This window comes from Curtobacterium sp. KBS0715 (assembly GCF_005938005.2).
Taxonomy (GTDB): domain Bacteria; phylum Actinomycetota; class Actinomycetes; order Actinomycetales; family Microbacteriaceae; genus Curtobacterium; species Curtobacterium flaccumfaciens.
The window spans coordinates 2,880,238-2,901,831 of record NZ_VCCA02000001.1 but is presented as its reverse complement, the minus strand read 5'-3'; the positions used below and the strand labels follow the sequence as shown (position 1 = coordinate 2,901,831).

The following is a 21,594-nucleotide window of genomic DNA, read 5'->3' as shown; positions in this document are numbered from 1 at the left end:
CGTCCGTTTCCGGTCGCGTTGCGTCGTTCCTTCCCATCGCACGCGCGATGGAAAGTGGAATCGGGCGTACCTGGTCGAAAGGAACGACCAGGTACGCCCGATTCGACCAGGTACGCCCGATTCGGCCAGGTTCGCCCGATTCGGCCAGGTACGCCCGATTCGGCCAGGTACGCCCGAGGCGGTGCGGTCGCGGCTAGAGCGCGTCGCGGAACTCGGTGACCAGGTGGCGGACCACGGCGCGCAGGTCACCGCCGTTCTCCTGCGCGACCTGCAGCTGCCGCTGGTACGAGGCGCCGCGCTCGATCATCGTGTCGAGGTGGTGCAGCTCGTCGAGGCAGCCGAGCCGTTCGGCGATCGGGTCGAGCCGCTGCACCAGGTCGTGCACCTCGTCGGTCACGAGCCGCTCGTCGCCGGCGACGTTCGTGATGATCTCGGCCTCCATGCCGTAGCGAGCCGCGCGCCACTTGTTCTCGCGGATGAACCACGGCTGCATGGTGGGCAGGGTCTCACCGGCGTCGAGGCGGTCCGAGCAGGCGGTGACCAGGCACTGCACGAGCGCGGTGACGGCGCCGACCTCGTGCAGGGTCGAGATGCCGTCGGAGACCCGGTTCTCCAGGGTGCCCCAGCCCGGCGACGGTCGGATGTCCCAGCGCAGGTCCTTCACGCCGTCGATGACGCCGGTGTGCGTGAGGTCGCCGACGACCTCTTCGAAGTTCGCCCAGGCGCCGAGCTGCGGCGGGAGCCCGCCGGTCGGGAGCTGCTGGAACATGAGGGCGCGGTTCGAGGCGTACCCGGTGTCGGTGCCGCCCCAGAACGGGCTCGACGCGGTGAACGCCTGCAGGTGCGGGACGTAGGCGAGCATCGCGTTCATGATCGGGACCGCCTTGTCGCGGTCGTCGATGCCGACGTGCACGTGCACGCCCCAGATGAGCATCTGGCGTCCCCACCAGCGGGTGCGGTCGATCAGCGTCGTGTAGTGCTCGCTGTCCGGGGTGATCTCCTGCTGGTCCCACACCGCGAACGGGTGCGTGCCCGAGCACATCACCTGGGCGTCGAGCGGTTCGGCGGCGTCGATGACCTCGCCGATGATGCCGGACAGCTCGCTCGTCGCAGCCCCCACGCGGTCGTGGACGCTCGAGACGACCTCGACCGTGTTGGTCAGCAGCTCCTCGGTGACGCGGTCGTGGTCGCCGAGCCGCTCGTGCACGGCGGCGATGACGGCGGGGGCGCGGGGAGCGAGGTCGCCGGTCGCCCGGTCGACCAGGGGGAGTTCCCACTCGACGCCGATGGTCGACGGGCGGGACTCGGTGAAGCGGATGTCCATGCCGTCCATCCTGCCCGGGTCCTTGTCGGACACGCACAACGAAGCGTTGTCCCGATCGTGCGGATCGTCCTCCAACTAGTTCCACTGTGGGCGTACCGTTGAAATGTTCCTACAGGGAAGAGGTACGCATGCAGTTGGTGGTGCGCGGGACGAACGCCCCGCTCGTCGGAGAACTCGACATCCCGGTCTCGAAGTACCACGCGCACCGCGCGCTGGTGCTCGCGTCGCTGGCGGAGGGGACGAGTGTCGTCTCCGGGGTCAGCGCGACGCGACAGGTGGAGTGGACCGTGGGCACGCTCCGCGCGCTCGGCGTCGACGTCAAGCGTCGCGGCAACGCGTACCACGTGACCGGATTGGGCGGCCGGTACCAGGCGACCGACGTCGTGGACCACGGTTCGCGGGGTGCCGACGGACTGCTCAACATGGGGTCCTCGGGCACCACGCTCTACTTCATGACCGGGCTCGCCTCGCTGGCCGACCGCCCGATGACCCTGTCGGGCATGAAGTACTTCCAGCGCCGCCCGATCAAGGCGCTGCTCACCTCGCTGACGCAGATGGGTGTCGAGCTCGAGGCGACGAACGACTGTCCGCCCGTCACCGTGCAGCCCAGGCGTCCGCGCGGCGGTGACGTGACGATCGCCGGCACCCTGTCGCAGTGGGTGTCCGGGCTGCTGCTGGTGGCACCGTTCGCCGAGCACGAGACCCGGATCCACATCACTGGCGGGCGGCTCAACGAGCAGCCCTACGTCGAGCTCACCGTGCGGATGATGCGGCAGTTCGGCCTGACGGTCGAGGTCTCCGACGACTGGCTCGAGTACCGGATCCCGGCGGGCCAGCAGGCCACCCCGCACGACTACGTCATCCCGCCCGACATCGGCTCCGCAGCGTTCGGCATCGCGGCGGCCGGCACCCGCGAGTCGAACGTGCTGCTGCGCGGCATGACGGCCACGACGACGGCCGAGACGGACCACCCGGAGAGCGAGTTCCTGGACCTCGCGACCGCGATGGGCGTGCCGATGCGGATCGACGAGGAGACCGGCTTCGTCCGGATCGAGCACGACGGGTCCCCGCTCCGGCCGCTGGACGTCGACTGCCGTCCGATCCCGGACCTGCTGCCCGTGCTGTCGACGATGGCCACCTTCGCCGAGGGCACGAGTCGACTGTGGAACGTGGCGCACATCCGCCTGAAGGAGTCCGACCGGGTCGCGGCGATGCTCCAGCTGAACCGGATGGGCGGCCGTGCCGAGCAGGGCGCGGACGAGCTGCGGGTCACCGGCGTCGGCGCGGCCGGGTTGCACGGTGCGCCGATGTCCTCGTTCAACGACCACCGTGTGCTGATGTCCCTCGCGGTCGCGGCGTCGAGTGCCGACGGGGTGTCCGGCCTGACCTACCCGCGTGCCTACCGGATCTCCTACCCGACGTTCCTCGAGGCGATGAACTCCGTCGGGCTCGACATGTCCGTCGGTGACCGGCTCGCAGCCCAGGTTGCGCGGGACGACCGGATCGACGCCGCCGAGGCCGACGGGGTCCGCACGCACCTCGGCACGCCCCTCGAGACGGCTGCGGCGCCCGAGCCGACCGACCAGCCGGTCGCGCAGCCCGCCGCACAGCCCGCCGCCCCGCAGCCCGCCGCCCCGCAGCCCACCGCCCCGCAGCCCGCCGTCGCCCTGCCCGAGCTCGCCGGCGTCGACGCCGACCCGCTCGTCCTGAGCGAGCGGGTCCGCGCCCTGTCGCAGACCGACCCCGGGGGCCTGGCCGTGATCGAGGTCGGCGGTGCGACCCCCGCGAACACCACGTGGAAGGAGCTGCAGGACGAGGCCGACCGGGTCTCCGCCCTGCTGCTCGAACTCGGCGTGCGCACCGGTGAATCCGTCGCGATGCAGCTGCCGAACTGGCGCGAGTTCGTGTCGATCACCCTCGGTGCGATCCAGATCGGCGCCGTCGCGACCCCGATCATGCCGGTGTTCGGTCCCCGCGAGACCACGATGACGCTGGCGCGTTCGAAGGCCCGCGTGGTCTTCCTGCCGAACGTGTTCCGGAAGCGCCGTCCCGCGCTCGAACTCCTCGACGTCATCGACGAGGCGGCCGCGCAGGACCGTCGCCTGTCGCTCGAGCACGTCATCGTGCTCCGCGCCGAGGCCCGCGGGCAGGGCGACACCCCGACGAACCAGCCGCCGCTGCCCGCCGACGCCCTGGAACGGGTCGTGGCGAGCGACTGGCACTGGCGCTACTTCGAGAACGCCCTCGCCGCCGTGCACGTCGACGTCGACGAGATCGCGTCGCACGCTCCCGGGCCGGACGACGTCTGCCAGCTGCTCTTCACCTCCGGCACCACGGGGGAGCCGAAGGGCGTGCAGCACCCGCACCGCACGCTCGGACTCGCGACCGCCATGCACGTGGCGCAGTCCGGGCTGACCAGCGCCGACCGCATCTACATCCCGTCGCCGCTCGCTCACCAGACCGGGTTCCTGTACGGCATGCTGCTGGCGTTCCGGCTCGGTGCCCCGCAGGTCATCCAGCCGGTGTGGGACGGCCGGGTCGCACTCGAGCAGGCGTTCGGCGTCGCCCGGGCGTCCTTCGTGCAGTGCGCGACGCCGTTCCTGACCGACCTCGTCGACCTGGTCGAGGCCGGTGCCGGGCAGCCCGAGTCGCTCCGGATCTTCGTGCCGACGGGCGCCGCGGTGCCCCGTGCACTGGCCCAGCGAGCGAGCACGGTGCTCGGCAGCGCCATCCTCGGCGCCTTCGGGACGAGCGAGACGTGTCTCGGGGCCCTGTCCAGCCCGAGCGACGACCCCGCCGACGCCCACGGCCACGACGGCCGGGCGCTGCCGGGCATCTCGATCCGCATCGTCGACGACGCGGGGATCGAGCTGCCCGCCGGCACCGAGGGCAACTTCGAGCTGCACTCGCCGACGATGTTCGCGGGCTACCTCGACCGCCCGGACCTGACCGACGACGTGTTCACGGCGGACGGCTGGTACCGCACGGGCGACCTGGCGAAGGTCGACGAGAAGGGCTTCCTGTCGATCACCGGGCGCGTGAAGGACGTCATCAACCGCGGCGGCGAGAAGATCCCCGTCGTCGAGATCGAGAACCTGCTCTACCAGCACCCGCTGGTCACGGACGTCGCGATCGTGGCGATGCCGGACGAGCGGCTCGGTGAGCGTGCCTGCGCCTGGGTCGTGAACGCCCGCGCGGACGAGCCGCTCGACTTCGCCGGGATGCAGCAGTACCTCGACACGGCCGGCGTGAGCAAGTACTACTGGCCGGAACGACTCGAGTACACCACCGAGCTGCCGCGCAACGCGGTCGGCAAGGTCCAGAAGAACATCCTGCGCGAGCAGGCGGCCGCGCTCGTCGCGACGAAGGAGAACGAGACACGATGACGATCCTCGAGCAGACGAGCACGGGCTTCGACGAAGCCGCCTTCCAGCAGCTCAAGGCCGAGGTCACCGAGTGGGTCCGCGGCCCCGGCGAGGCGTGGGCGGAGGAGATCGAGCGCACGGGCCGGGTCGCCCCCGAGCTGTTCCAGGAGCTCAAGGAGAACGGGTGGCTCAGCCTCGCCGCCCCGACGGAACTCGGCGGACGGGCGATCCCGTTCTCGCGCTACCTCGAGATCATGGAGGTCGTCTCCCGCTCGCACGCCTCCATCCGCATGCTCGTGCACGTCATCAACGGCACCTGGCGCGCGATGGCCCCCTACGCGACGCCGGAGCAGATCGAGCAGGTCGTCAAGCCGTCCGTCGCCGGTGACACGCTCGTCGCGTTCACCCTGACCGAAGCCACCGCGGGCACCGGAGCGGACATCCGCACGACGGTCCGGCGCGAGGGCGACACCTACGTGATGAACGGCGAGAAGCACCTCATCACGTTCGGGGTCACGGCCGACCACTGGCTCATCGCCGCTCGGCTGGAGGGCAGCACCGGCCAGGACGGCACGGTCGCGTTCCTGATGCCGAACAGCGGGCTGCCGGGTGCCGAGGTGATCGACGACTCCGACACCATGGGCATCCGTGGCACCGACCACGCGATCCTGCGGTTCACCGAGACCCCGATCCCAGCCAGCGCCCGCCTGGGCGCCGAAGGCCAGGGCCTCGAGGTCGCGCTCGGCGGCTTCCTGCTGCCGAGCCGGGTGTCCGTCGCGATGAGCGCCGTCGGTCTCGCCGAGCGGGCGAACGAGCTCGCCGTCGAGTACGCGAACAAGCGCGAGACCTTCGGCAAGCGCCTCTCCAGCCGCCAGACGATCCAGTTCTACCTGGCCGAGAACTACGCCGACATCGCCGCCGCCCGCGCCCTGGTGCTCGAGGCCGCCCGCGCCTACGAGGACGACCGTCCCGACGCCGGCACGCTCTCCAGCGCCTCGAAGATGGTCGCCGTCGACATGCTCGCCCGGGTCACCGACAAGGCCCTGCAGGTGCACGGCGGGCAGGGCTACTGGAAGCGCAACGCCATCGAGCGCGTCTACCGCGACGCACGCGCGCAGCGCTTCGAAGAGGGCACCAACGAGATCCAGAAGCTGATCGTCGGCCGCGCCGTCGTGACCGGCGCAGCCGGGTTCTGAAACCGACCGACGACCGCGGGCCCGCCCCGCGCCTCCAGTCCGTCTCCCACTCACCTGAAGGACCGCAGTGACCGACAGCACCAACGCACCCATCGCACTCATCACCGGCGCTTCGCGCGGCATCGGCCGCCTGCTCGCGCAGAAGCTCGGCCAGCGCGGCGTCACCGTCGTGGTGACGTACAAGGGCAACGCCGACCTGGCCGAGGAGTCCCTGGCCGACGTCAGGGCGGCCGGCGGCGACGGCATCACGGCGCAGGTCGACATCGAGCAGCCGGAGTCGATCGACGCCCTGTTCGACCTGGTGCGCGACACCTACGGACGCCTCGACATGTTCGTCGCGAACGCCGCGGCCAGCGCGTTCAAGCCCGTCGCCGACCTCAAGCTGCACCACCTCGACCGCAGCTACGCCACGAACGCCCGTTCGTTCGTGCTCGGCGCCCAGCGCGCGGCGGAACTGATGGACCGGGGTGGCCGCATCGTCGTCGTGACGTCGTACGGATCGCTCCGGGCGTTCCCGACCTACGCCGCACTCGGTGCCGCCAAGGCCATGAGCGAGGCGTACATGAAGTACATGGCGGTGGAGTTCGGTCCGCGCCAGATCACCGTCAACGCGGTGAACGGCGGCCTCATCGACACCGACTCGCTCGAGTACTTCTACACGAAGGTCCCCGGCCAGGCGCCGATGGACACCGTCCTCGAGAAGCTCCCGCTGCAGCGCCCCGGGTCGGCCGACGACATGGCCGACGCCGTCGACTTCCTGCTGTCGGACAAGGCCGGGTACATCACCGGGCAGGTGCTCTCGGTGGACGGCGGTCTGACGGTGATCGCCCCGCCGTACTGGTCGGACACGACGTCGCCCCTCCGCGACGCGGTGCTGCCGGCCGACGCTCCGGGCGCGGACACCGCAGAATAGGCGCATGAGCAGCGTCGCTTCCGCCCCCGTCGTGCCGGAGTCCCTCCGGACCGTCGCGTCACCCTGGACCCTCGGCCCCCTGCACCTGGCGAACCGGGTGGTGATGGGGTCGATGCACACCGGGCTCGAGGTGCACGACGACGGCGGCGCCGGCATGGCCGCCTTCTACCGCGAACGGGCGGCCGGCGGGGCGGCGTGCATCATCACCGGCGGCATCGCGGTGAACGACGAGGCCCGCGGCGGTCCGGACTTCGCGGTGTTCGGCGTCGGGGGAGCCGACGAGCGGTTCCGGGTGGCGGTCGACGCCGTGCACGACGAGGGTGGGACGATCCTGGCGCAGCTGTTCCACGCCGGGCGGTACGCGCTCGCGTCGGGCATGGTCGACCGGCACGGCGACCCGCAGCGCGTCGTGGCGCCCTCGGCCCTGCCGTGGGCGGCCGCCCGCGGTGTGGTGCCGACCGAGCTGACGTCGGCCGAGGTCGAGCGGACCATCGAGGACTTCGCCGCCGCGGCCCGCACCGCCCGCGCGATCGGGTTCGACGGCGTCGAGATCATGGCGTCCGAGGGGTACCTGATCAACCAGTTCCAGTCGCCGCTGACGAACCTGCGCGACGACGAGTGGGGCGGCGATGCGGAACGGCGTCGGCGCTTCGCGATCGAGGTCGTCCGGGCCGTGCGCGCCGCGGTCCCCGAGCTCGCCGTGACGATCCGGCTGTCCGGCGCGGACCTGATGCCCGGCTCGTCGACCGACGACGAGGTCGACGCGCTCGTGCACGACCTGCTGCCGCTCGGGCTCGACGGCATCTCGGTCGGCATCGGCTGGCACGAGTCCCGCACCCCGACCGTGCAGGCCTCGGTGCCGCACGGGGCCTGGCTGACGTACGCGGCACGGATCGCCGCGGTGGTGCGCTCGTCCGCGTACCCGGACGTCCGCGTGATCGCCTCGAACCGGATGACGGACCTGCGCGACGGTGAGGCCGTGCTCGGCGACGGACTGATCGACGCCGTCGCCCTCGCCCGGCCGTTCCTCGCCGACCCCGCCATCGTGTCGCGCTCGCTCGCGGGCGGGTTCGCCCTGGTGAACACCTGCATCGGCTGCAACCAGGCGTGCCTCGACCGCTCGATCATCGGCGCACCGGTGTCCTGCCTCGTGAACCCCCGTGCCGCCCGCGAGGTGGCCTTCCCCGCCCGGCCGACCGCGGACCCGAAGCGCGTCGACGTCGTCGGTGGCGGGCCGGCCGGACTCGCCGCCGCGGTGGACGCCGCACGCCGGGGTCACGACGTCACCGTCTGGGAGGCCTCCGACCGCCTCGGCGGCCAGTTCGGCCTCGCCGCACTCGTCCCGGGCAAGGAGGACTACGCCGCCACGGTGCGGTCCGCCCGCGCCGAGCTCGCCGAGCGGGGGGCCACGATCCACCTCGGACGCCCGGCCACGGCTCGGGACCTCGTCGACAGCGACGCCGTCGTGCTCGCGGCCGGGGTGGTCCCGCGGAGCATCGACGTCCTCGGCAGCGACCTGCCGCACGTGCTGTCCTACGAGCAGGCCCTGCGGAACGGCGTACCCGAGGGCACCGTCGCGATCATCGGCGGCGGCGGCATCGGCGTGGACACCGCGGCGTTCCTGACCGAGTCGCCCGACGAGGTCGTCCGAGCCGCCGAGTTCGCGGCCCGCTGGGACCTCGACGTGTCCGAGGAGCTCGTCGGCGAGGTGCCGCAGCGACTCCCCGCGGCACGGCGCACCACCCGACCGGGGTCCGAGGTGACGGTGCTCCGGCGTTCGGGCAAGTTCGGCCAGGGGATCGGCATCACCTCACGCTGGGTCGCGATCGGCCGGCTGCGGGACGCCGGGGTGCGGATGGTCGGCGGCGTGCAGGAGTACCTGCGCATCGAACCCGGGGTGCTCTGGATCCGCGACGAGCACGGGGACGAGGTCGGCGTGCCGGCGGACTCCGTCGTGGTCTGCGCCGGGCAGGAGCGCGCGACCGACGCCGAGGGTGACGCGCCTGGCGGACTCGCCACGGGCCTCCAGGCCGCCGGCGTGCCGTACGCCGTCGTCGGCGGTGCGCGGGACGCACGGAGCGTGGACGCGGTCCGGGCGACGTCCGAGGCCCTCGAAGCGGTGCGGCGCCTCGCGCCGTAGCGAGTCGGCTCGCATCACGGCCGGGAATCTGCAAGAATGAACGGTCGAATCGCCGCAGCTCGACCCTCTATCCAGCTGTGAGCGATCTCTCTCGAGCTTTCGCCGTGTGTGCCCCCACGCCCGCGGTTCCAGTTCAACCACAACGAAAGCAAACAGGAGCAATTGTGGCTGTCAAGATCCGTCTGAAGCGTCTCGGTAAGATCCGTGCGCCCTACTACCGCATCGTCGTCGCCGACTCGCGCACCAAGCGCGATGGTCGTGTCCTCGAGGAGATCGGTCAGTACCACCCGACCGAGGAGCCCTCGGTCATCAAGATCGAGTCCGAGCGTGCGCTCTACTGGCTCGGCGTCGGCGCGCAGCCGACCGAGCAGGTCGCGGCCCTCCTCAAGCTGACCGGCGACTGGGCCAAGTTCAAGGGCGAGAAGGACACCGAGTCCAAGGTCAAGGTCGCCGAGCCGAAGCCGGCCTTCCAGGTCGACTCCTCGAAGAAGGCCGTGCTCAAGCCGAAGTCGGAGAAGACGGCTCCCGCCGCCAAGGCCGACGACGCCGAGACCGCCGACGAGACGACCGAGGCGTAGTCCTTGCTCGAATCCGCGCTGACGCACCTCGTCAAGGGGATCGTCGATCACCCTGACGACGTGCGCGTCGCCAGCTCCACCTCCCCACGCGGCGAGGTCCTCGAGGTGCGCGTGCACCCCGAGGACCTCGGCCGCGTGATCGGTCGCGCCGGGCGCACCGCCAAGGCGCTCCGCACCCTCGTCACGGCCCTGGCCGACGGCAAGCGCGTGCGGGTCGACGTGGTGGACACCGATTCCTAGGGAGACGACCCAGCTCCGGGTGGGTCGAATCACGAAGGCGCACGGGCTCAAGGGCGGCATCAAGCTCGAGCTCTACACCGACGACCCGGATCGTCGGTTCACTCCGGGCGCCACCTTCACGCTCCAGGTCCCCGACGACTCCCCGTGGTCGGGCAAGACCCTCGAGCTGGACGAGCTCCGCTGGTACAACGGTCACCCCGTCGCGTTCTTCGCCGGGATCGACGACCGCACCGCGGCCGAGTCCCTGGCGCGCATCATCCTCTGGGTCGAGCAGGACGCCGACGCCGAGACCGGTGAGGACGACGCCTGGTACGACCACCAGCTCGTCGGGCTCAAGGTCCTGCGTGACGGCGTCGAGGTCGGCACGGTCGCCCGTGTGGACCACATGCCCGCCCAGGACCTGCTCGCGATCGACACGCCGTCCCGCGGCGAAGTCCTCGTGCCCTTCGTCTCGGCCATCGTGCCGGCGGTCGACATCGCGGCCGGCACCGTCACGGTCACCCCGCCGCAGGGGCTGTTCGAGGACCCCGAGGACACCTCGCGCCCCGAGACGGTCACGGACTAGTCCCCGTGCGGATCGACATCGTCACGATCTTCCCGGAGTTCTTCTCCGTGCTCGACGTGTCCCTGCTCGGCAAGGCCCGCTCCGGTGGACTGCTCGACCTGCACGTGCACGACCTGCGGTCGTGGACCACCGACCGGCACCGCACCGTCGACGACACCCCGTACGGCGGCGGCGCCGGCATGGTGATGAAGCCGGAGCCGTGGGCCCAGGCGCTCGAGGCGCTCTTCCGGCCCGACGGTTCGTCGACCCTGGTGGTCCCGACGCCGGCCGGCACGCCCTTCACGCAGTCGATCGCGCGGTCACTCGCGTCGACGTCGGAGCACCTCGTGTTCGCCTGCGGGCGCTACGAGGGCATCGACGCCCGCGTCTTCGAGTGGGCGGCGTCGCGCGCCACCGTCGTCGAGCTCTCGCTCGGCGACTACGTGCTGAACGGCGGCGAGGTCGCCGCGATGGCGATGATCGAGGCCGTCGGCCGACTCGTCCCCGGTGTCGTCGGCAACCCCGAGTCGCTGGTCGAGGAGTCCCACGAGGACGGCCTGCTCGAGTACCCCTCGTACACCAAGCCCGCGTCGTGGCGCGGCCTCGACGTCCCCGACGTCCTGCTCAGCGGGCACCACGCCCGCGTCGGCGCCTGGCGGCACGAGCAGCAGCTGGAGCGGACGCGGCGCGTCCGTCCGGACCTGCTGCCGCCTGCCTGACCGGCTGGCGCGCTTGTCCGCTGGACGATTTTCGGGCTGAGCGACACTCCTCGCGGTTCGTTCCGCGTGGACAGTCGCTGAGCACGAAACCCGGCCCCGCCGGCCCCGCCGGGTCTGCCTGGAGGCGCGGGGCGGGCCCGCACCGTGCCTCCAGTCCGTCAGACGGTCGGGTCGGCGCGCTGGGCGCGACGCAGGGTCAGGACCTCGGGGCCGGCCTCGGTGACCGCGACCGTGTGTTCGACGTGCGCGGCACGTGAGCCGTCGACGCTGCGCAGGGTCCAGCCGTCGTCGTCCTGGTAGAGCTCGTCGGTCGTTTGCATGAGCCACGGCTCGATCGCGACGACCAGCCCCGGCCGGAGCTTCAGGCCGCGACCCGGACGGCCGTCGTTCGGCACGTGCGGGTCCCCGTGCATGGTGCGACCGACGCCGTGCCCGCCGAACTGCAGGTTCACGTCGTGACCGGCCTCGTGTGCGACGTGACCGATGGCGTGCGAGACGTCGCCGAGCTTGTTGCCGGGAGCCGCCTGGGCGATGCCGGCGGCGAGTGCTCGCTCGACCGTGGCGATCAGGGCCTGGTCCTCGTCGCGCGGCGTGCCGACCTGGACGCTGACGGCGGAGTCCGCGACCCAGCCGTCCACGCTCGCGGCGAAGTCCAGGCTCACCAGGTCGCCGTCCTGCAGGGTGCGGTCGTGCGGCAGGCCGTGCAGGGCGGCGTCGTTCACCGAGGTGCAGAGGTTCTTGCCGAACGGCGACATGCCGAACGACGGGTGGTAGTCGACGTAGCAGCTCTCCGCGCCGCGTTCGGCGATCATCCTGGCCGCGACGCGGTCGAGGTCGAGCAGGTTGACGCCGACGTCGACGGTCTCGAGCAACTCGTCGAGGACGTCGGCCACGAACCGGCCGGCGACGCGCAGTCCGTCCAGCTCGGCGGGGGTGCGGAGTTCGATCATGGGTCCATCCTCGTCGTTTTGTCTCCCGCGCTCTCTGTGGCAGTATTGAACGCTGTGCCCTGGCTGGACTCTGCCACGGGGGAGTCGCCGACACCGGGCACGCACCACCACTTTCCGAACCTTCGATCCGCGGCGACCCGTGCGCGTCCGCAGAGAGTGAAACCCACCATGAGCCAGCTCCTCGACAACGTCGACGCAGCATCGCTGCGTACCGACGTCCCGGACTTCCGTCCCGGCGACACCATCAAGGTGCACGTCAACATCATCGAAGGCACGCGCTCGCGTATCCAGGTCTTCCAGGGCGTCGTCATCGGCCGTCAGGGCCACGGCATCGGCGAGACCTTCAAGGTCCGCAAGGTGAGCTTCCAGGTCGGCGTCGAGCGCTGGTTCCCCGTGCACTCGCCGATCATCGACCACATCGAGATCGTCACCAAGGGTGATGTCCGTCGTGCGAAGCTCTACTACCTGCGCGAGCTCCGCGGCAAGGCGGCCCGCCGCAAGATCAAGGAGAAGCGCGACGCCTGATCGCCTTCACAGTGAACGTCCGCGAGCCGGACGACGCTGCGAGCCCCTCGTCCATGTACGGTTGTGCATCGACGGGGGGCTCTTCCCATTGCGGGGAGTCAGTGGTTCGAACGAGAGCGGAAATGACGGACACGACAGAGGATTCCGGGCGCAGGCCACGTGCCGAGAAGCAACGGAACGGTGTCCTCACATTCCTCCGCGACCTCGTCATCATCTTCATCGCGGCGCTGCTCGTGTCGTTCCTGGTCAAGACGTTCCTGATCCGGTCGTTCTACATCCCGTCGGCGTCGATGGAGAACACGCTGCAGATCAACGACCGGGTGATCGTCAACGAGCTCGTCCCCGGCGCCGTGGCGCTGAAGCGGGGAGACGTCGTCGTGTTCAAGGACCCGGGCGGTTGGCTCACCGGATCCGAGGTGCCGAGCGTCACGCCGGACACCCAGCCCGCCAAGGCGATCGACTGGGCCCTGACCCAGGTCGGTCTCGGCACCGGCGACAGCGACGACCACCTGATCAAGCGCGTCATCGGTCTGCCCGGTGACAAGGTGTCCTGCTGCAACGACCTCGGGCAGATGTCGGTGAACGGTGTTCCGATCAAGGAGCCGTACCTGAAGCTCCCCGCCGGCGCCCCGGCCTCGGCGACCGACTTCTCGGTCACCGTGCCAAAGGGCACCGTCTGGGTGATGGGCGACAACCGGAACGACTCGAAGGACTCCCGGTACAACGGCGACACCCCGTCGAAGGGCTTCGTCCCGATGTCCGACGTCACGGGACGCGCGTTCGTCATCTCGTGGCCGGCGAGCCGCTGGACGTGGCTCGACGACCATCCCGAGGTGTTCGCCGGCGTGGAGGAGCGCGACGAGTGACCGCCGTCCGTCCGTCGCTCCGGCTCGAGAAACGTCTGCTCGCCGAGGGCCGCGTGACGGTCATCGGCATGGACGAGGTCGGCCGTGGCGCCATCGCCGGTCCGGTCGGCGTCGGTGTGGCCGCGGTGACGCTCGACATCGGTCGTGTGCCCCAGGGGCTCGCTGATTCCAAACTGCTCTCCGAAGCGCGCCGCACCGACCTGGTGCCCGTCGTGCAGCGTTGGGCACGCACGGCGGTCGGCATGGCATCGGCGGACTTCGTCGACCAGCAGGGCATCGTCCCGGCCCTCGGCGCAGCGGGTGCGCAGGCGCTCGGCTCCCTGGTCGCCGACGGGGTGTCGCTCGACGGCGCGGTGGTGGTGCTCGACGGCTCGTTCGACTGGTTGAGCCGCGCCCTGCCCGCGTCGCTCCGTCCGGCAGCCGATCCGCTCGAGGTCGTCGTCCGGGTCAAGGCCGACCGCGACTGTGCCTCGGTGGCCGCGGCGTCGGTGGTGGCGAAGGTCGCCCGTGACGCGCTCATGATCTCGGCGCACGACGAGGCTCCGCACTACGGGTGGGTGTCGAACAAGGGCTACGGGTCGACGGCGCACTACGACGCGATCCGGACGATCGGGGCGCACGCGCTGCACCGGAAGTCCTGGTTGCACCAGGCTTCGAGCGTCGCGCTGGACGGCTTCGACCAACTCGACGCCGTCGCGGGTTGAGCCCGTCGCCCGCTCGGCCCTGGGTCGCCGTAGACTGTGGGCGCAATGGATGAGGACGAATTCGACGACTACGACCGCGAGGTCGAGCTGGCCCTGTACCGCGAGTACCGAGACGTGGTGTCGCAGTTCCGTTACGTGGTCGAGACGGAGCGCCGTTTCTACCTGGCGAACGAGGTCGAACTCGTGCGCCGTGACACGGAGCACGACTTCTACTTCGAACTGACGATGAACGACGTCTGGGTCTGGGACGTCTACCGTTCCGACCGGTTCGTCAAGGGTGTCCGGGTACTCACGTTCAAGGACGTGAATGTCGAGGAACTCACGACGCGGGAACTCGAACTGCCGAAGGAACTCGCACTCGACGAGTGATCGTCAATTTACTTTCTTCTGCTTCTTTCTGGGTGAATCGCCGCTGATCCGGACCGGCGGTGAATTGTTCGCGCTATTCTGATGGGGATTTAACCGCCCCACGAACAGGAGCACCCCATGGCACAGAAGGTCACCGTCCAGCTCGTCGACGACCTCGACGATTCCCCCATCACCACCGGTGAAGGCCGGACGGTCGAATTCGCGTTCGACGGCTCGTCGTACGAGATCGACCTGTCGAACGACAACGTCGACAAGTTCCGCGAGGCGATCTCTGATTACATCGCCGCAGCGCGCAAGGTCTCCGGTCGTCGCACCGGCGGCGGTTCCGCCCCGAAGTCCGCGCCGAAGCGTGGCAACTCGGAAGAGCTCGGCAAGATCCGCGAGTGGGCCAAGGAGAACGGGTACGAGGTCTCGTCCCGCGGCCGCATCTCGACGCAGGTGCAGGAAGCCTACGCAGCAGCGCACTGACGCTCGTCGCAGCAGGACCCGGGTGATCTCGATCGCCCGGGTCCTTCTTCTTTCCTCCACAGAGGGCAATTCGCCCGTGCTGATTCCACAGACTCTCTGACTCCGCCGATCGTGGCGTTCGTTCTGGAGATCGTTGTCGTGGAGGCAACGACATGGAACAAGACGTGCAACGTCCACCGGGGCGGTCGCTCCGGAACGGTCGACTCGGACGATTCGGTGAAGAACGAGCGGTGGTCTGGCTCGAGGCGCGGGGATTCCGCGTGCTCGAGCGGAACTGGCGGTGTGCCCGCGGCGAGATCGACATCGTCGCGTGGGATTCCTGCACACTCGCGTTCATCGAGGTGAAGACCCGTTCCGGGGCCGCGACCGGTCACCCGTTCGAGGCGATCACCGCCGCGAAGCTCACCCGGATGCGACGACTCGTGCCCGAGTGGTTCGACGCGCATCCCGAGGTCTCGGCGCGCGCGGTCCGGGTGGACGTCGTCGCGGTCCACGTCGACGGTCCCCGCACCGTCGTCGAGCACCTGGCGGGTGTGCTGTGACGGGCATCGGTCGCGCTGCCGCGGTCGCGCTGCTCGGGGTCACCGGTCGCCGTATCGAGGTCGAAGCGCACCTGACCAGTCAGCTCCCGGCGTTCAGCATCATCGGTCTGCCGGACACCTCACTCGGAGAGGCACGGGAACGCGTGCGATCCGCGGCGGCGAACGCGGGGTGCCCGCTGCCCGCACGTCGGATCACCGTGAACCTGACCCCGGCGGCGATCCCGAAGCGCGGATCGGGGTTCGACCTCGCCATCGCGATGGCCGTGCTCGCCGGAGCCGGTCTCGCGCCGGACGTCTCGGAGCGCATCGTCTACATCGGCGAGCTCGGGCTCGACGGGCGGGTGCGTCCGGTCCCCGGGGTGATCCCGATGCTGGTCGCCGCGCGCGACGCCGGTGCGGACCGCGTGGTGCTGCCCGTCGGCAACCTGACCGAGGCCCGCGTGGTCGGCGGGGTGCGGATCAGCGGCGTGGACTCGTTGCGGGCGGCGGCGATCGACGCCGGGGCACTCCTGCCGGCGGTCGAGGTCGATCCGGTGCTGCCGGTCCCGGTCACGTCGGTGCCGCGTCCCGTGGCCGAGCTGTCGGACGTCGTGGGGAACCCGGTCGGCGTCCGAGCCCTCATCGCCGCGGCGGCCGGGGGACACCACGCACTGCTGCTCGGGCCACCGGGCGCGGGCAAGACCATGCTCGCCGAGCGGCTGCCCGGGTTGCTGCCCGACCTCGACGACGAGACCGCGCTCGAGGTCGCCGCGGTCCGGTCCGTCGCCGGGCTGGGTCCCGCCTCGTGGAGCACGAAGCCACCGTGGGAAGCCCCGCACCACTCCGCCTCGGCGGTCTCGCTCATCGGCGGCGGGTCGGGGGTCCTGCGCCCCGGGGCCGTGTCGCGCGCCACCGGGGGCATCCTGTTCCTCGACGAGGCGCCGGAGTTCCCGCGGGCCGTGCTCGACGCGCTCCGGCAGCCGCTCGAGTCCGGTCGGATCACGATCCACCGTGCGGCGGGCGCAGCCGAGTTCCCCGCACGCTGCCAGGTCGTCCTGGCGGCGAACCCCTGCCCGTGCGGCAACGCCGGTGGTGCGCACGGGCAGCCGTGCGAGTGCTCGCCGAGCACCGTCCGCCGGTACCTCGGCCGGATGTCGGGGCCACTGCTCGACCGGATGGACATCCGGGTCCTGGTGCCCCGGGTGACGACGGGTCGGATGCGGGACGCGGACGGCAGCACCCCGACGACGGCGGTCGCGCGTGCGGCGGTCGCGGCAGCCCGCGCCCGGATGGCGGAGCGCCTGCACGGGACGGGATGGTCGCGCAACGCCGAGGTCACCGGGGCGTGGCTCCGGGCCGAGGGGCGCATCGAACCGGGTTCGACGGCAGACCTCGACCGCGCACTCGACCTCGGCACCCTGACGATGCGCGGCTGGGACCGCGTGATGCGACTGGCGTGGACGCTGGCCGACCTCGACGCGGCCGAGCGGCCCACGGGTGCGCACGTCCGCGGCGCCTTGGCCCTGCGGAGCGCGCTGTGATGCCGGCAGGCACGGAACTCCTCGACACGGTGGCGCGCCTGCTCGGGCCGAGCGGTGCGGCGGTCGACCCGGTGCAGGCCGCGGCCCGCGTCGCCTGGTCGGCCATCGTCGAACCGGGCGACTCCGTGGCCGGCGAGCTCCTCACCGGACTCGGACCGGAGCGCGCGCTCGGTGCGGTGCTGCTCGCCGCTGAGAAGGACTTCGATTCGCTGCTGGGATGCTGCGTCGATGCCGAGGTGCCGGGCGCCGAGGACCCCGCGGTGCTGCTCGGGGTGCTGCAGACCGCGGTGGAACGGTGGCGGCCCCGATTGGCCACTGTCGAGGTGGGCGACGTGCTCGCGGCGGCCGGTGCGGTCGGAGCCGGTCTGCTGGTCCCCGGGAGCGACGGGTGGCCGTCGGCGATGGACGACCTCGGGCCGCACGCCCCGGTGGTCCTCTGGACGCGCAGCTCAGGGGCGCACCTCGGCGACGGGATGCCGGCGCTCGGGGTCGTGGGGTCCCGGGCGAACACGGTGGCCGGTGCCGAGGCCGCGGCGGAGATCACCTCGACGGCGGCGGACGCCGGGTGCCGCATCGTGAGCGGGGGTGCCTACGGCATCGACGCGGTGGCGCATCGTGTCGCCATCGCCGCCGGAACGCCCACCGTCGCAGTCCTGGCCGGCGGCATCGACCAGCTCTACCCCGTGGGGAACGCGCAACTGCTCCACAACGTGGCCCGGCAGGGGGCGTTGCTCGCCGAGTCGGCACCGGGGACACGACCGACGCGGTGGCGTTTCCTCGCCCGGAACCGGCTGATCGCCGCGCTGGCCGACGTCACGGTCGTGGTCGAAGCGGGCGCCCGGTCCGGGGCGCTCAACACCGCCCACCACGCCGCGCAGCTCGGCCGGCCCGTGTTCGCGGTGCCGGGAGCGTTCGCGTCCTCGGCCTCGGTCGGGTGCCATCGGCTCATCGCACAGGGGCGGGCGCAGATCGTCGTCCACCCCGGGGATCCGGCAGCGGCGGCGAGGCCCGCGACCGGGACCAGCGGGGGAGCGGTGCCGGACGAACCGCTCCTGTCCGGCCGGCAGGACCCAGAGGTGCTCCGGGTGCTCGACGCGCTCGGCCGTCGCGCCCTGCCCGAGGCCGAGATCGCCCGCCGGGCCGGCATGTCGACGGCCGACGTCGCCGACGCGCTCGCGCTCGCACAGCTGCAGGGACTCGTCGTCGCCACCGGCGGCGGGTGGGGTCGGGCATGACGTCCGGTCGCCGTACGCTGGCGTCGTGGTTGCGCGGACGGACGGTCGACTCGTGGTGGCGGTGGACGCCTTCCTCGGCCACGCCCGGCACGCGCGTGGCCTCAGCGAGCAGACCCTCCGCGCGTACGCCAACGACCTCGAACAGCTCGTGGCGTTCGCGGACGGTCGCGGCATCGACCGCGTCGCCGACGTCGAGCTCGAGCTCCTGCGCGACTGGCTGTGGGACGCCGACCACCGGGGGCTCGCCCGGTCGACCATCGCCAGGCGGTCTTCGTCCGTGCGGGCGTTCACGCGTTGGGCGAGCGAGACCGGGGTGACGACGACCGACGCCGGGGTCCGGCTCCGCGCCCCGAAGGGTGGGGCACACCTGCCTCGCGTGGTGTCGGCCGACCAGGTGCGCGCCCTGCTCGACGGACTCGGTTCCCGGGCGGCGACGGACGACCCGACGGCGCTGCGGGACCTGGCCCTCGTCGAGCTCCTGTACGCGGCGGCCATCCGGGTCAGCGAACTCGTCGGGATCGATGTGACCGACGTCGATCGCGGACGCTTGACCGTGCGGGTGCTCGGCAAGGGCGGCAAGGAACGCGTGGTGCCGTTCGGGGTTCCGGCACGGGACGCACTCGAGGCGTGGCTCGAGCGCGGACGGCCCACCCTCGCCGCACGGGCGGAGGGGCCTGCAGGCACGGCGCTGTTCCTCGGCGACCGTGGTGCCCGACTCGGCGTCCGCAGTGCCTACCGCGTGGTGGCCCGGTTGCTCGGTGACCTGCCGGGCGAGGGCCCGAGCGGTCCGCACACCTTCCGGCACACCGCGGCGACGCACCTGCTCGACGGCGGAGCGGACCTGCGCGCGGTGCAGGAACTCCTCGGTCACGCCAGCCTCGGGACGACGCAGATCTACACGCACGTGTCGTCGGCTCGGCTGCGTGAGGTGTACCGGACGGCACACCCGCGCGCCTGACCCTGCGCCGACGTGCGTCCCGTCCGGTTCCGGTCGGTTCCCGGTCGGTTCCCGGTCGGTCCAGGTCGTTCGGCTCACCCGGGCCAGGCCGACTCGGGCAGCAGCACCGGCCACTCGGCCGGTGGCAGGTACGCCATCGGATCGACGTAGCGACCGTCGACCCGAGCACCGAGGTGCAGGCACGGCGCCGACGCCGGACAGTGCCCGACCGAGACACGCCCGACCGGCGCGCCCTGCAGGACCTCGTCCCCGGCGGCGACCAGGGGCGTCACCGAGTCGAGCGTGCTGACCAGCCCGTCGCCGTGGTCGATCGTCACGACGGTGCGGCCGCCGACCGCGCCGGCGAACGCCACGGTACCGTCGTCCACCGCCGAGGCAGTGGTGCCGAGGGCGGCCGGGACGTCGATGCCCCGGTGTCCGGCGGCGTAGTCCGAGGACGGTGCTTCCCACGCGCGCTCGACCACCCGCGATCCGGTGGGCCAGACCCAGCGAGCCTCGACCCGGCCCGGCTCGGTCGCACTGCCCACCGACGCCCCGGCTTCCGTCGACGGCGCGGCACCGAACACCATCGTCCCGCTCAGCACCGCCGCGCACACCACGGACAGCAGGACGGGACGCGGGTTCGATCGCATGTCCCCAGCCTGGGCAGTGGAACCCGGCCCCGGGGCGGACCGGGGCGATCTGTGGAGGGGGAGTCGCGCCTCCAGGCCTCGGGAGGAACGGGCCCGCCCGACCTCGCGCCGTCCCGATCACGCCCCGGTTATGACCAGATCCTGAGCGAGGAGTACAGTCGGGGCCGCTCCGGAACACGCAACGCCGCTCGGACGGCGAACCAGCCGACCGCCGGGGCACCGTGCTGCACACCGGCACGGCGGCAGAACCCAGGAGCATCGTGTCCACCACGACCACCGGGCACGGCGAAGACCGTGCGTTCAAGGGGAAGGTCACCCTGTTCGCCATCGCGGCGGCGGTCGGTGGCTTCCTGTTCGGCTTCGACTCGTCCGTCATCAACGGCGCCGTCGACGCGATCAAGGGCGAGTTCAACCTCTCCGACGCGGCCAGCGGCTTCGCCGTCGCCTCGGCCCTGATCGGCTGTGCGTTCGGCGCCTACTTCGCCGGCCGCCTCGCCGACCGCTACGGCCGCACCCGGATCATGTTCTGGGCCGCCGTGCTGTTCTTCGTCTCGTCGATCGGTTCGGCGTTCGCGTTCGCGACGTGGGACCTCGTGATCTGGCGTCTCGTCGGCGGTCTCGGCATCGGTACCGCCTCGGTCATCGCACCGGCGTACATCTCCGAGGTCTCCCCGAAGGCGATCCGCGGGCGGCTGGCCTCGTTCCAGCAGCTGGCGATCACGCTCGGTATCTTCGCCGCGCTCCTGTCCGACCAGCTCTTCGCCGTCACCGCGGGCAGCGCCTCGGCCGAGGTCTGGGGCCTGGCGGCCTGGCGCTGGATGTTCCTGGTCGGGGTGATCCCCTCGGTCGTCTACGGCGTCCTGGCGATCACGCTGCCGGAGTCCCCGCGCTACCTGCTCACCAAGGGCCGGAGCGACGACGCCCGCGAGGTGATGGGCAAGATCGTCCCGCGCGACACCGTGAACACGAGTCTGGAGGAGATCCAGGACGGCATCGAGAAGGAAGCCAACGAGAAGAAGGGCTCCATCCGGGGCAACCGCTTCGGGCTCCAGCCGATCGTCTGGGTGGGCATCATCCTGGCCGTGCTGCAGCAGTTCGTCGGCATCAACGTGATCTTCTACTACTCGACGACGCTCTGGCAGGCCGTCGGGTTCAAGGAGGAGGACTCGTTCCTCATCTCCACGATCACCTCGGTGGTCAACGTCGCCGTGACCTTCATCGCGATCTTCCTGGTCGACAAGGTCGGCCGCAAGCCGCTGCTCGTCGCCGGTTCGGCGGGCATGTTCGTCTCGCTCACCATGGTCGCCATCGCGTTCTCGCAGGCGACGATCGTCGACGGCAGCCCGAGCCTCCCCGGCTCGTGGGGCGTCATCGCGCTGATCTTCGCGAACCTCTTCGTGGTGTCCTTCGGCGCCACGTGGGGTCCGCTCATGTGGGTGCTGCTCGGCGAGATGTTCCCGAACCGCATCCGCGCCACGGCGCTGGGCATCGGCTCGGCCGCCAACTGGATCGCGAACTTCATCGTCACGATCTCGTTCCCGGTGCTGTCCGGCTTCAACCTGACGGTCACCTACGGCATCTACGCGCTGTTCGCGTTGCTGTCGCTGTTCTTCGTCATCGCCAAGATCCCGGAGACCAAGGGCCGCTCGCTCGAGGAGATGGGCATCTCCGCCGACGGCGACACGGTGGACGCCAAGGCCTGATCGGCCGGTCGCGCACCGCGTCCGTTCCGCACGGATCGCCGGACAGGAGGCCCGGATCACGTCAGCCGCGAGGCGCGCGTGATCCGGGCCTCCCTTCTGTTAG

21 protein-coding genes are annotated in these 21,594 nt (G+C 71.2%); 18 read left to right on the top strand and 3 right to left on the bottom strand.

What is annotated here, in order from left to right; genetic code table 11:
• Positions 1–193 precede the first annotated feature (193 nt).
• Positions 194–1,333: a glutamate--cysteine ligase gene (locus tag FFG40_RS13770; protein WP_027465888.1), complete on the bottom strand. Its 1,140-nt coding sequence runs from the start codon at positions 1,331–1,333 to the stop codon at positions 194–196.
• A 119-nt stretch (positions 1,334–1,452) separates the two neighbouring features.
• Here FFG40_RS13770 and aroA point away from each other — a divergent pair, with 119 nt between their 5' ends.
• From aroA to trmD, 8 genes are all read left to right on the top strand, one after another.
• Positions 1,453–4,710, top strand: a complete 3,258-nt coding sequence (gene aroA / locus FFG40_RS13765) for a 3-phosphoshikimate 1-carboxyvinyltransferase (protein ID WP_138803673.1) — start codon at positions 1,453–1,455, stop codon at positions 4,708–4,710.
• A complete protein-coding gene (locus FFG40_RS13760; protein WP_138803672.1) occupies positions 4,707–5,885 on the top strand; it encodes an acyl-CoA dehydrogenase family protein in 1,179 nt (392 codons plus the stop codon). The genes aroA and FFG40_RS13760 overlap by 4 nt, the downstream gene beginning before the upstream one ends.
• A 67-nt stretch (positions 5,886–5,952) precedes the next feature.
• A complete protein-coding gene (locus FFG40_RS13755; RefSeq protein WP_138803671.1) occupies positions 5,953–6,798 on the top strand; it encodes an SDR family oxidoreductase in 846 nt (281 codons plus the stop codon).
• A 4-nt stretch (positions 6,799–6,802) separates the two neighbouring features.
• Entirely contained in the window at positions 6,803–8,938 is a 2,136-nt protein-coding gene (locus FFG40_RS13750) for an FAD-dependent oxidoreductase (protein WP_138803670.1), read from the top strand.
• Between the two features lie 164 nt (positions 8,939–9,102).
• A complete protein-coding gene (gene rpsP, locus FFG40_RS13745; protein WP_027465884.1) occupies positions 9,103–9,516 on the top strand; it encodes a 30S ribosomal protein S16 in 414 nt (137 codons plus the stop codon).
• Between the two features lie 3 nt (positions 9,517–9,519).
• On the top strand, positions 9,520–9,756 hold the full coding sequence (locus FFG40_RS13740) for an RNA-binding protein (RefSeq protein WP_017888258.1): 237 nt from the start codon (positions 9,520–9,522) through the stop codon (positions 9,754–9,756).
• A gap of 19 nt (positions 9,757–9,775) precedes the next feature.
• Complete coding sequence (gene rimM, locus FFG40_RS13735; protein ID WP_171907871.1) at positions 9,776–10,321, top strand: ribosome maturation factor RimM; 546 nt, start codon at positions 9,776–9,778, stop codon at positions 10,319–10,321.
• A 5-nt stretch (positions 10,322–10,326) separates the two neighbouring features.
• Positions 10,327–11,019 carry a tRNA (guanosine(37)-N1)-methyltransferase TrmD gene (gene trmD, locus FFG40_RS13730; RefSeq protein WP_071244857.1) on the top strand — a complete coding sequence of 231 codons (693 nt, stop codon included), beginning with the start codon at positions 10,327–10,329 and terminating at the stop codon, positions 11,017–11,019.
• A 158-nt stretch (positions 11,020–11,177) separates the two neighbouring features.
• Here trmD and map read toward each other — a convergent pair whose 3' ends face one another.
• The gene (map, locus tag FFG40_RS13725; RefSeq protein WP_027465881.1) at positions 11,178–11,969 is read right to left on the bottom strand and encodes a type I methionyl aminopeptidase; all 792 of its coding nucleotides are present in this window, start codon (positions 11,967–11,969) and stop codon (positions 11,178–11,180) included.
• A gap of 168 nt (positions 11,970–12,137) precedes the next feature.
• Between map and rplS the strand changes: the two genes are divergently transcribed.
• From rplS to FFG40_RS13680, 9 genes are all read left to right on the top strand, one after another.
• Positions 12,138–12,494: a 50S ribosomal protein L19 gene (gene rplS / locus FFG40_RS13720; RefSeq protein ID WP_017888254.1), complete on the top strand. Its 357-nt coding sequence runs from the start codon at positions 12,138–12,140 to the stop codon at positions 12,492–12,494.
• A 122-nt stretch (positions 12,495–12,616) separates the two neighbouring features.
• Complete coding sequence (gene lepB, locus FFG40_RS13715) at positions 12,617–13,360, top strand: signal peptidase I (RefSeq protein ID WP_138803669.1); 744 nt, start codon at positions 12,617–12,619, stop codon at positions 13,358–13,360.
• Positions 13,357–14,064, top strand: coding sequence for a ribonuclease HII (locus FFG40_RS13710; protein WP_111056311.1), 708 nt, complete (start codon positions 13,357–13,359; stop codon positions 14,062–14,064). The genes lepB and FFG40_RS13710 overlap by 4 nt, the downstream gene beginning before the upstream one ends.
• A gap of 45 nt (positions 14,065–14,109) precedes the next feature.
• Positions 14,110–14,433 (top strand): DUF2469 family protein, encoded by a 324-nt coding sequence (locus FFG40_RS13705; RefSeq protein WP_017888251.1) that lies wholly within the window; start codon positions 14,110–14,112, stop codon positions 14,431–14,433.
• Between the two features lie 117 nt (positions 14,434–14,550).
• Positions 14,551–14,901: an Lsr2 family protein gene (locus FFG40_RS13700; protein ID WP_017888250.1), complete on the top strand. Its 351-nt coding sequence runs from the start codon at positions 14,551–14,553 to the stop codon at positions 14,899–14,901.
• Between the two features lie 164 nt (positions 14,902–15,065).
• Positions 15,066–15,443: a YraN family protein gene (locus tag FFG40_RS13695; protein WP_035808666.1), complete on the top strand. Its 378-nt coding sequence runs from the start codon at positions 15,066–15,068 to the stop codon at positions 15,441–15,443.
• Complete coding sequence (locus FFG40_RS13690) at positions 15,440–16,963, top strand: YifB family Mg chelatase-like AAA ATPase (RefSeq protein ID WP_138803668.1); 1,524 nt, start codon at positions 15,440–15,442, stop codon at positions 16,961–16,963. Before FFG40_RS13695 ends, FFG40_RS13690 begins: the two co-directional genes overlap by 4 nt.
• The gene (gene dprA / locus FFG40_RS13685; protein ID WP_138803667.1) at positions 16,963–18,198 is read left to right on the top strand and encodes a DNA-processing protein DprA; all 1,236 of its coding nucleotides are present in this window, start codon (positions 16,963–16,965) and stop codon (positions 18,196–18,198) included. The genes FFG40_RS13690 and dprA overlap by 1 nt, the downstream gene beginning before the upstream one ends.
• 25 nt (positions 18,199–18,223) lie before the next feature.
• Positions 18,224–19,156: a tyrosine recombinase XerC gene (locus tag FFG40_RS13680; protein WP_083404146.1), complete on the top strand. Its 933-nt coding sequence runs from the start codon at positions 18,224–18,226 to the stop codon at positions 19,154–19,156.
• 74 nt (positions 19,157–19,230) lie between these two features.
• Here the strand turns inward: FFG40_RS13680 and FFG40_RS13675 are convergent, their stop codons facing one another.
• Complete coding sequence (locus tag FFG40_RS13675) at positions 19,231–19,788, bottom strand: murein hydrolase activator EnvC (RefSeq protein ID WP_138803666.1); 558 nt, start codon at positions 19,786–19,788, stop codon at positions 19,231–19,233.
• A 260-nt stretch (positions 19,789–20,048) separates the two neighbouring features.
• Here FFG40_RS13675 and FFG40_RS13670 point away from each other — a divergent pair, with 260 nt between their 5' ends.
• Entirely contained in the window at positions 20,049–21,491 is a 1,443-nt protein-coding gene (locus FFG40_RS13670; protein WP_260678882.1) for a sugar porter family MFS transporter, read from the top strand.
• Positions 21,492–21,594 lie beyond the last annotated feature (103 nt).

Bases quoted from the DNA above. Each gene is read 5' to 3' on its own strand.
- FFG40_RS13770 (WP_027465888.1), bottom strand. From the start codon at position 1,333: ATGGACGGCATGGACATCCGCTTCACCGAGTCCCGCCCGTCGACCATC.
- aroA (WP_138803673.1), top strand. From the start codon at position 1,453: ATGCAGTTGGTGGTGCGCGGGACGAACGCCCCGCTCGTCGGAGAACTC.
- FFG40_RS13760 (WP_138803672.1), top strand. From the start codon at position 4,707: ATGACGATCCTCGAGCAGACGAGCACGGGCTTCGACGAAGCCGCCTTC.
- FFG40_RS13750 (WP_138803670.1), top strand. From the start codon at position 6,803: ATGAGCAGCGTCGCTTCCGCCCCCGTCGTGCCGGAGTCCCTCCGGACC.
- map (WP_027465881.1), bottom strand. From the start codon at position 11,969: ATGATCGAACTCCGCACCCCCGCCGAGCTGGACGGACTGCGCGTCGCC.
- rplS (WP_017888254.1), top strand. From the start codon at position 12,138: ATGAGCCAGCTCCTCGACAACGTCGACGCAGCATCGCTGCGTACCGAC.
- lepB (WP_138803669.1), top strand. From the start codon at position 12,617: ATGACGGACACGACAGAGGATTCCGGGCGCAGGCCACGTGCCGAGAAG.
- FFG40_RS13705 (WP_017888251.1), top strand. From the start codon at position 14,110: ATGGATGAGGACGAATTCGACGACTACGACCGCGAGGTCGAGCTGGCC.
- FFG40_RS13700 (WP_017888250.1), top strand. From the start codon at position 14,551: ATGGCACAGAAGGTCACCGTCCAGCTCGTCGACGACCTCGACGATTCC.
- dprA (WP_138803667.1), top strand. From the start codon at position 16,963: ATGCCGGCAGGCACGGAACTCCTCGACACGGTGGCGCGCCTGCTCGGG.
- FFG40_RS13675 (WP_138803666.1), bottom strand. From the start codon at position 19,788: ATGCGATCGAACCCGCGTCCCGTCCTGCTGTCCGTGGTGTGCGCGGCG.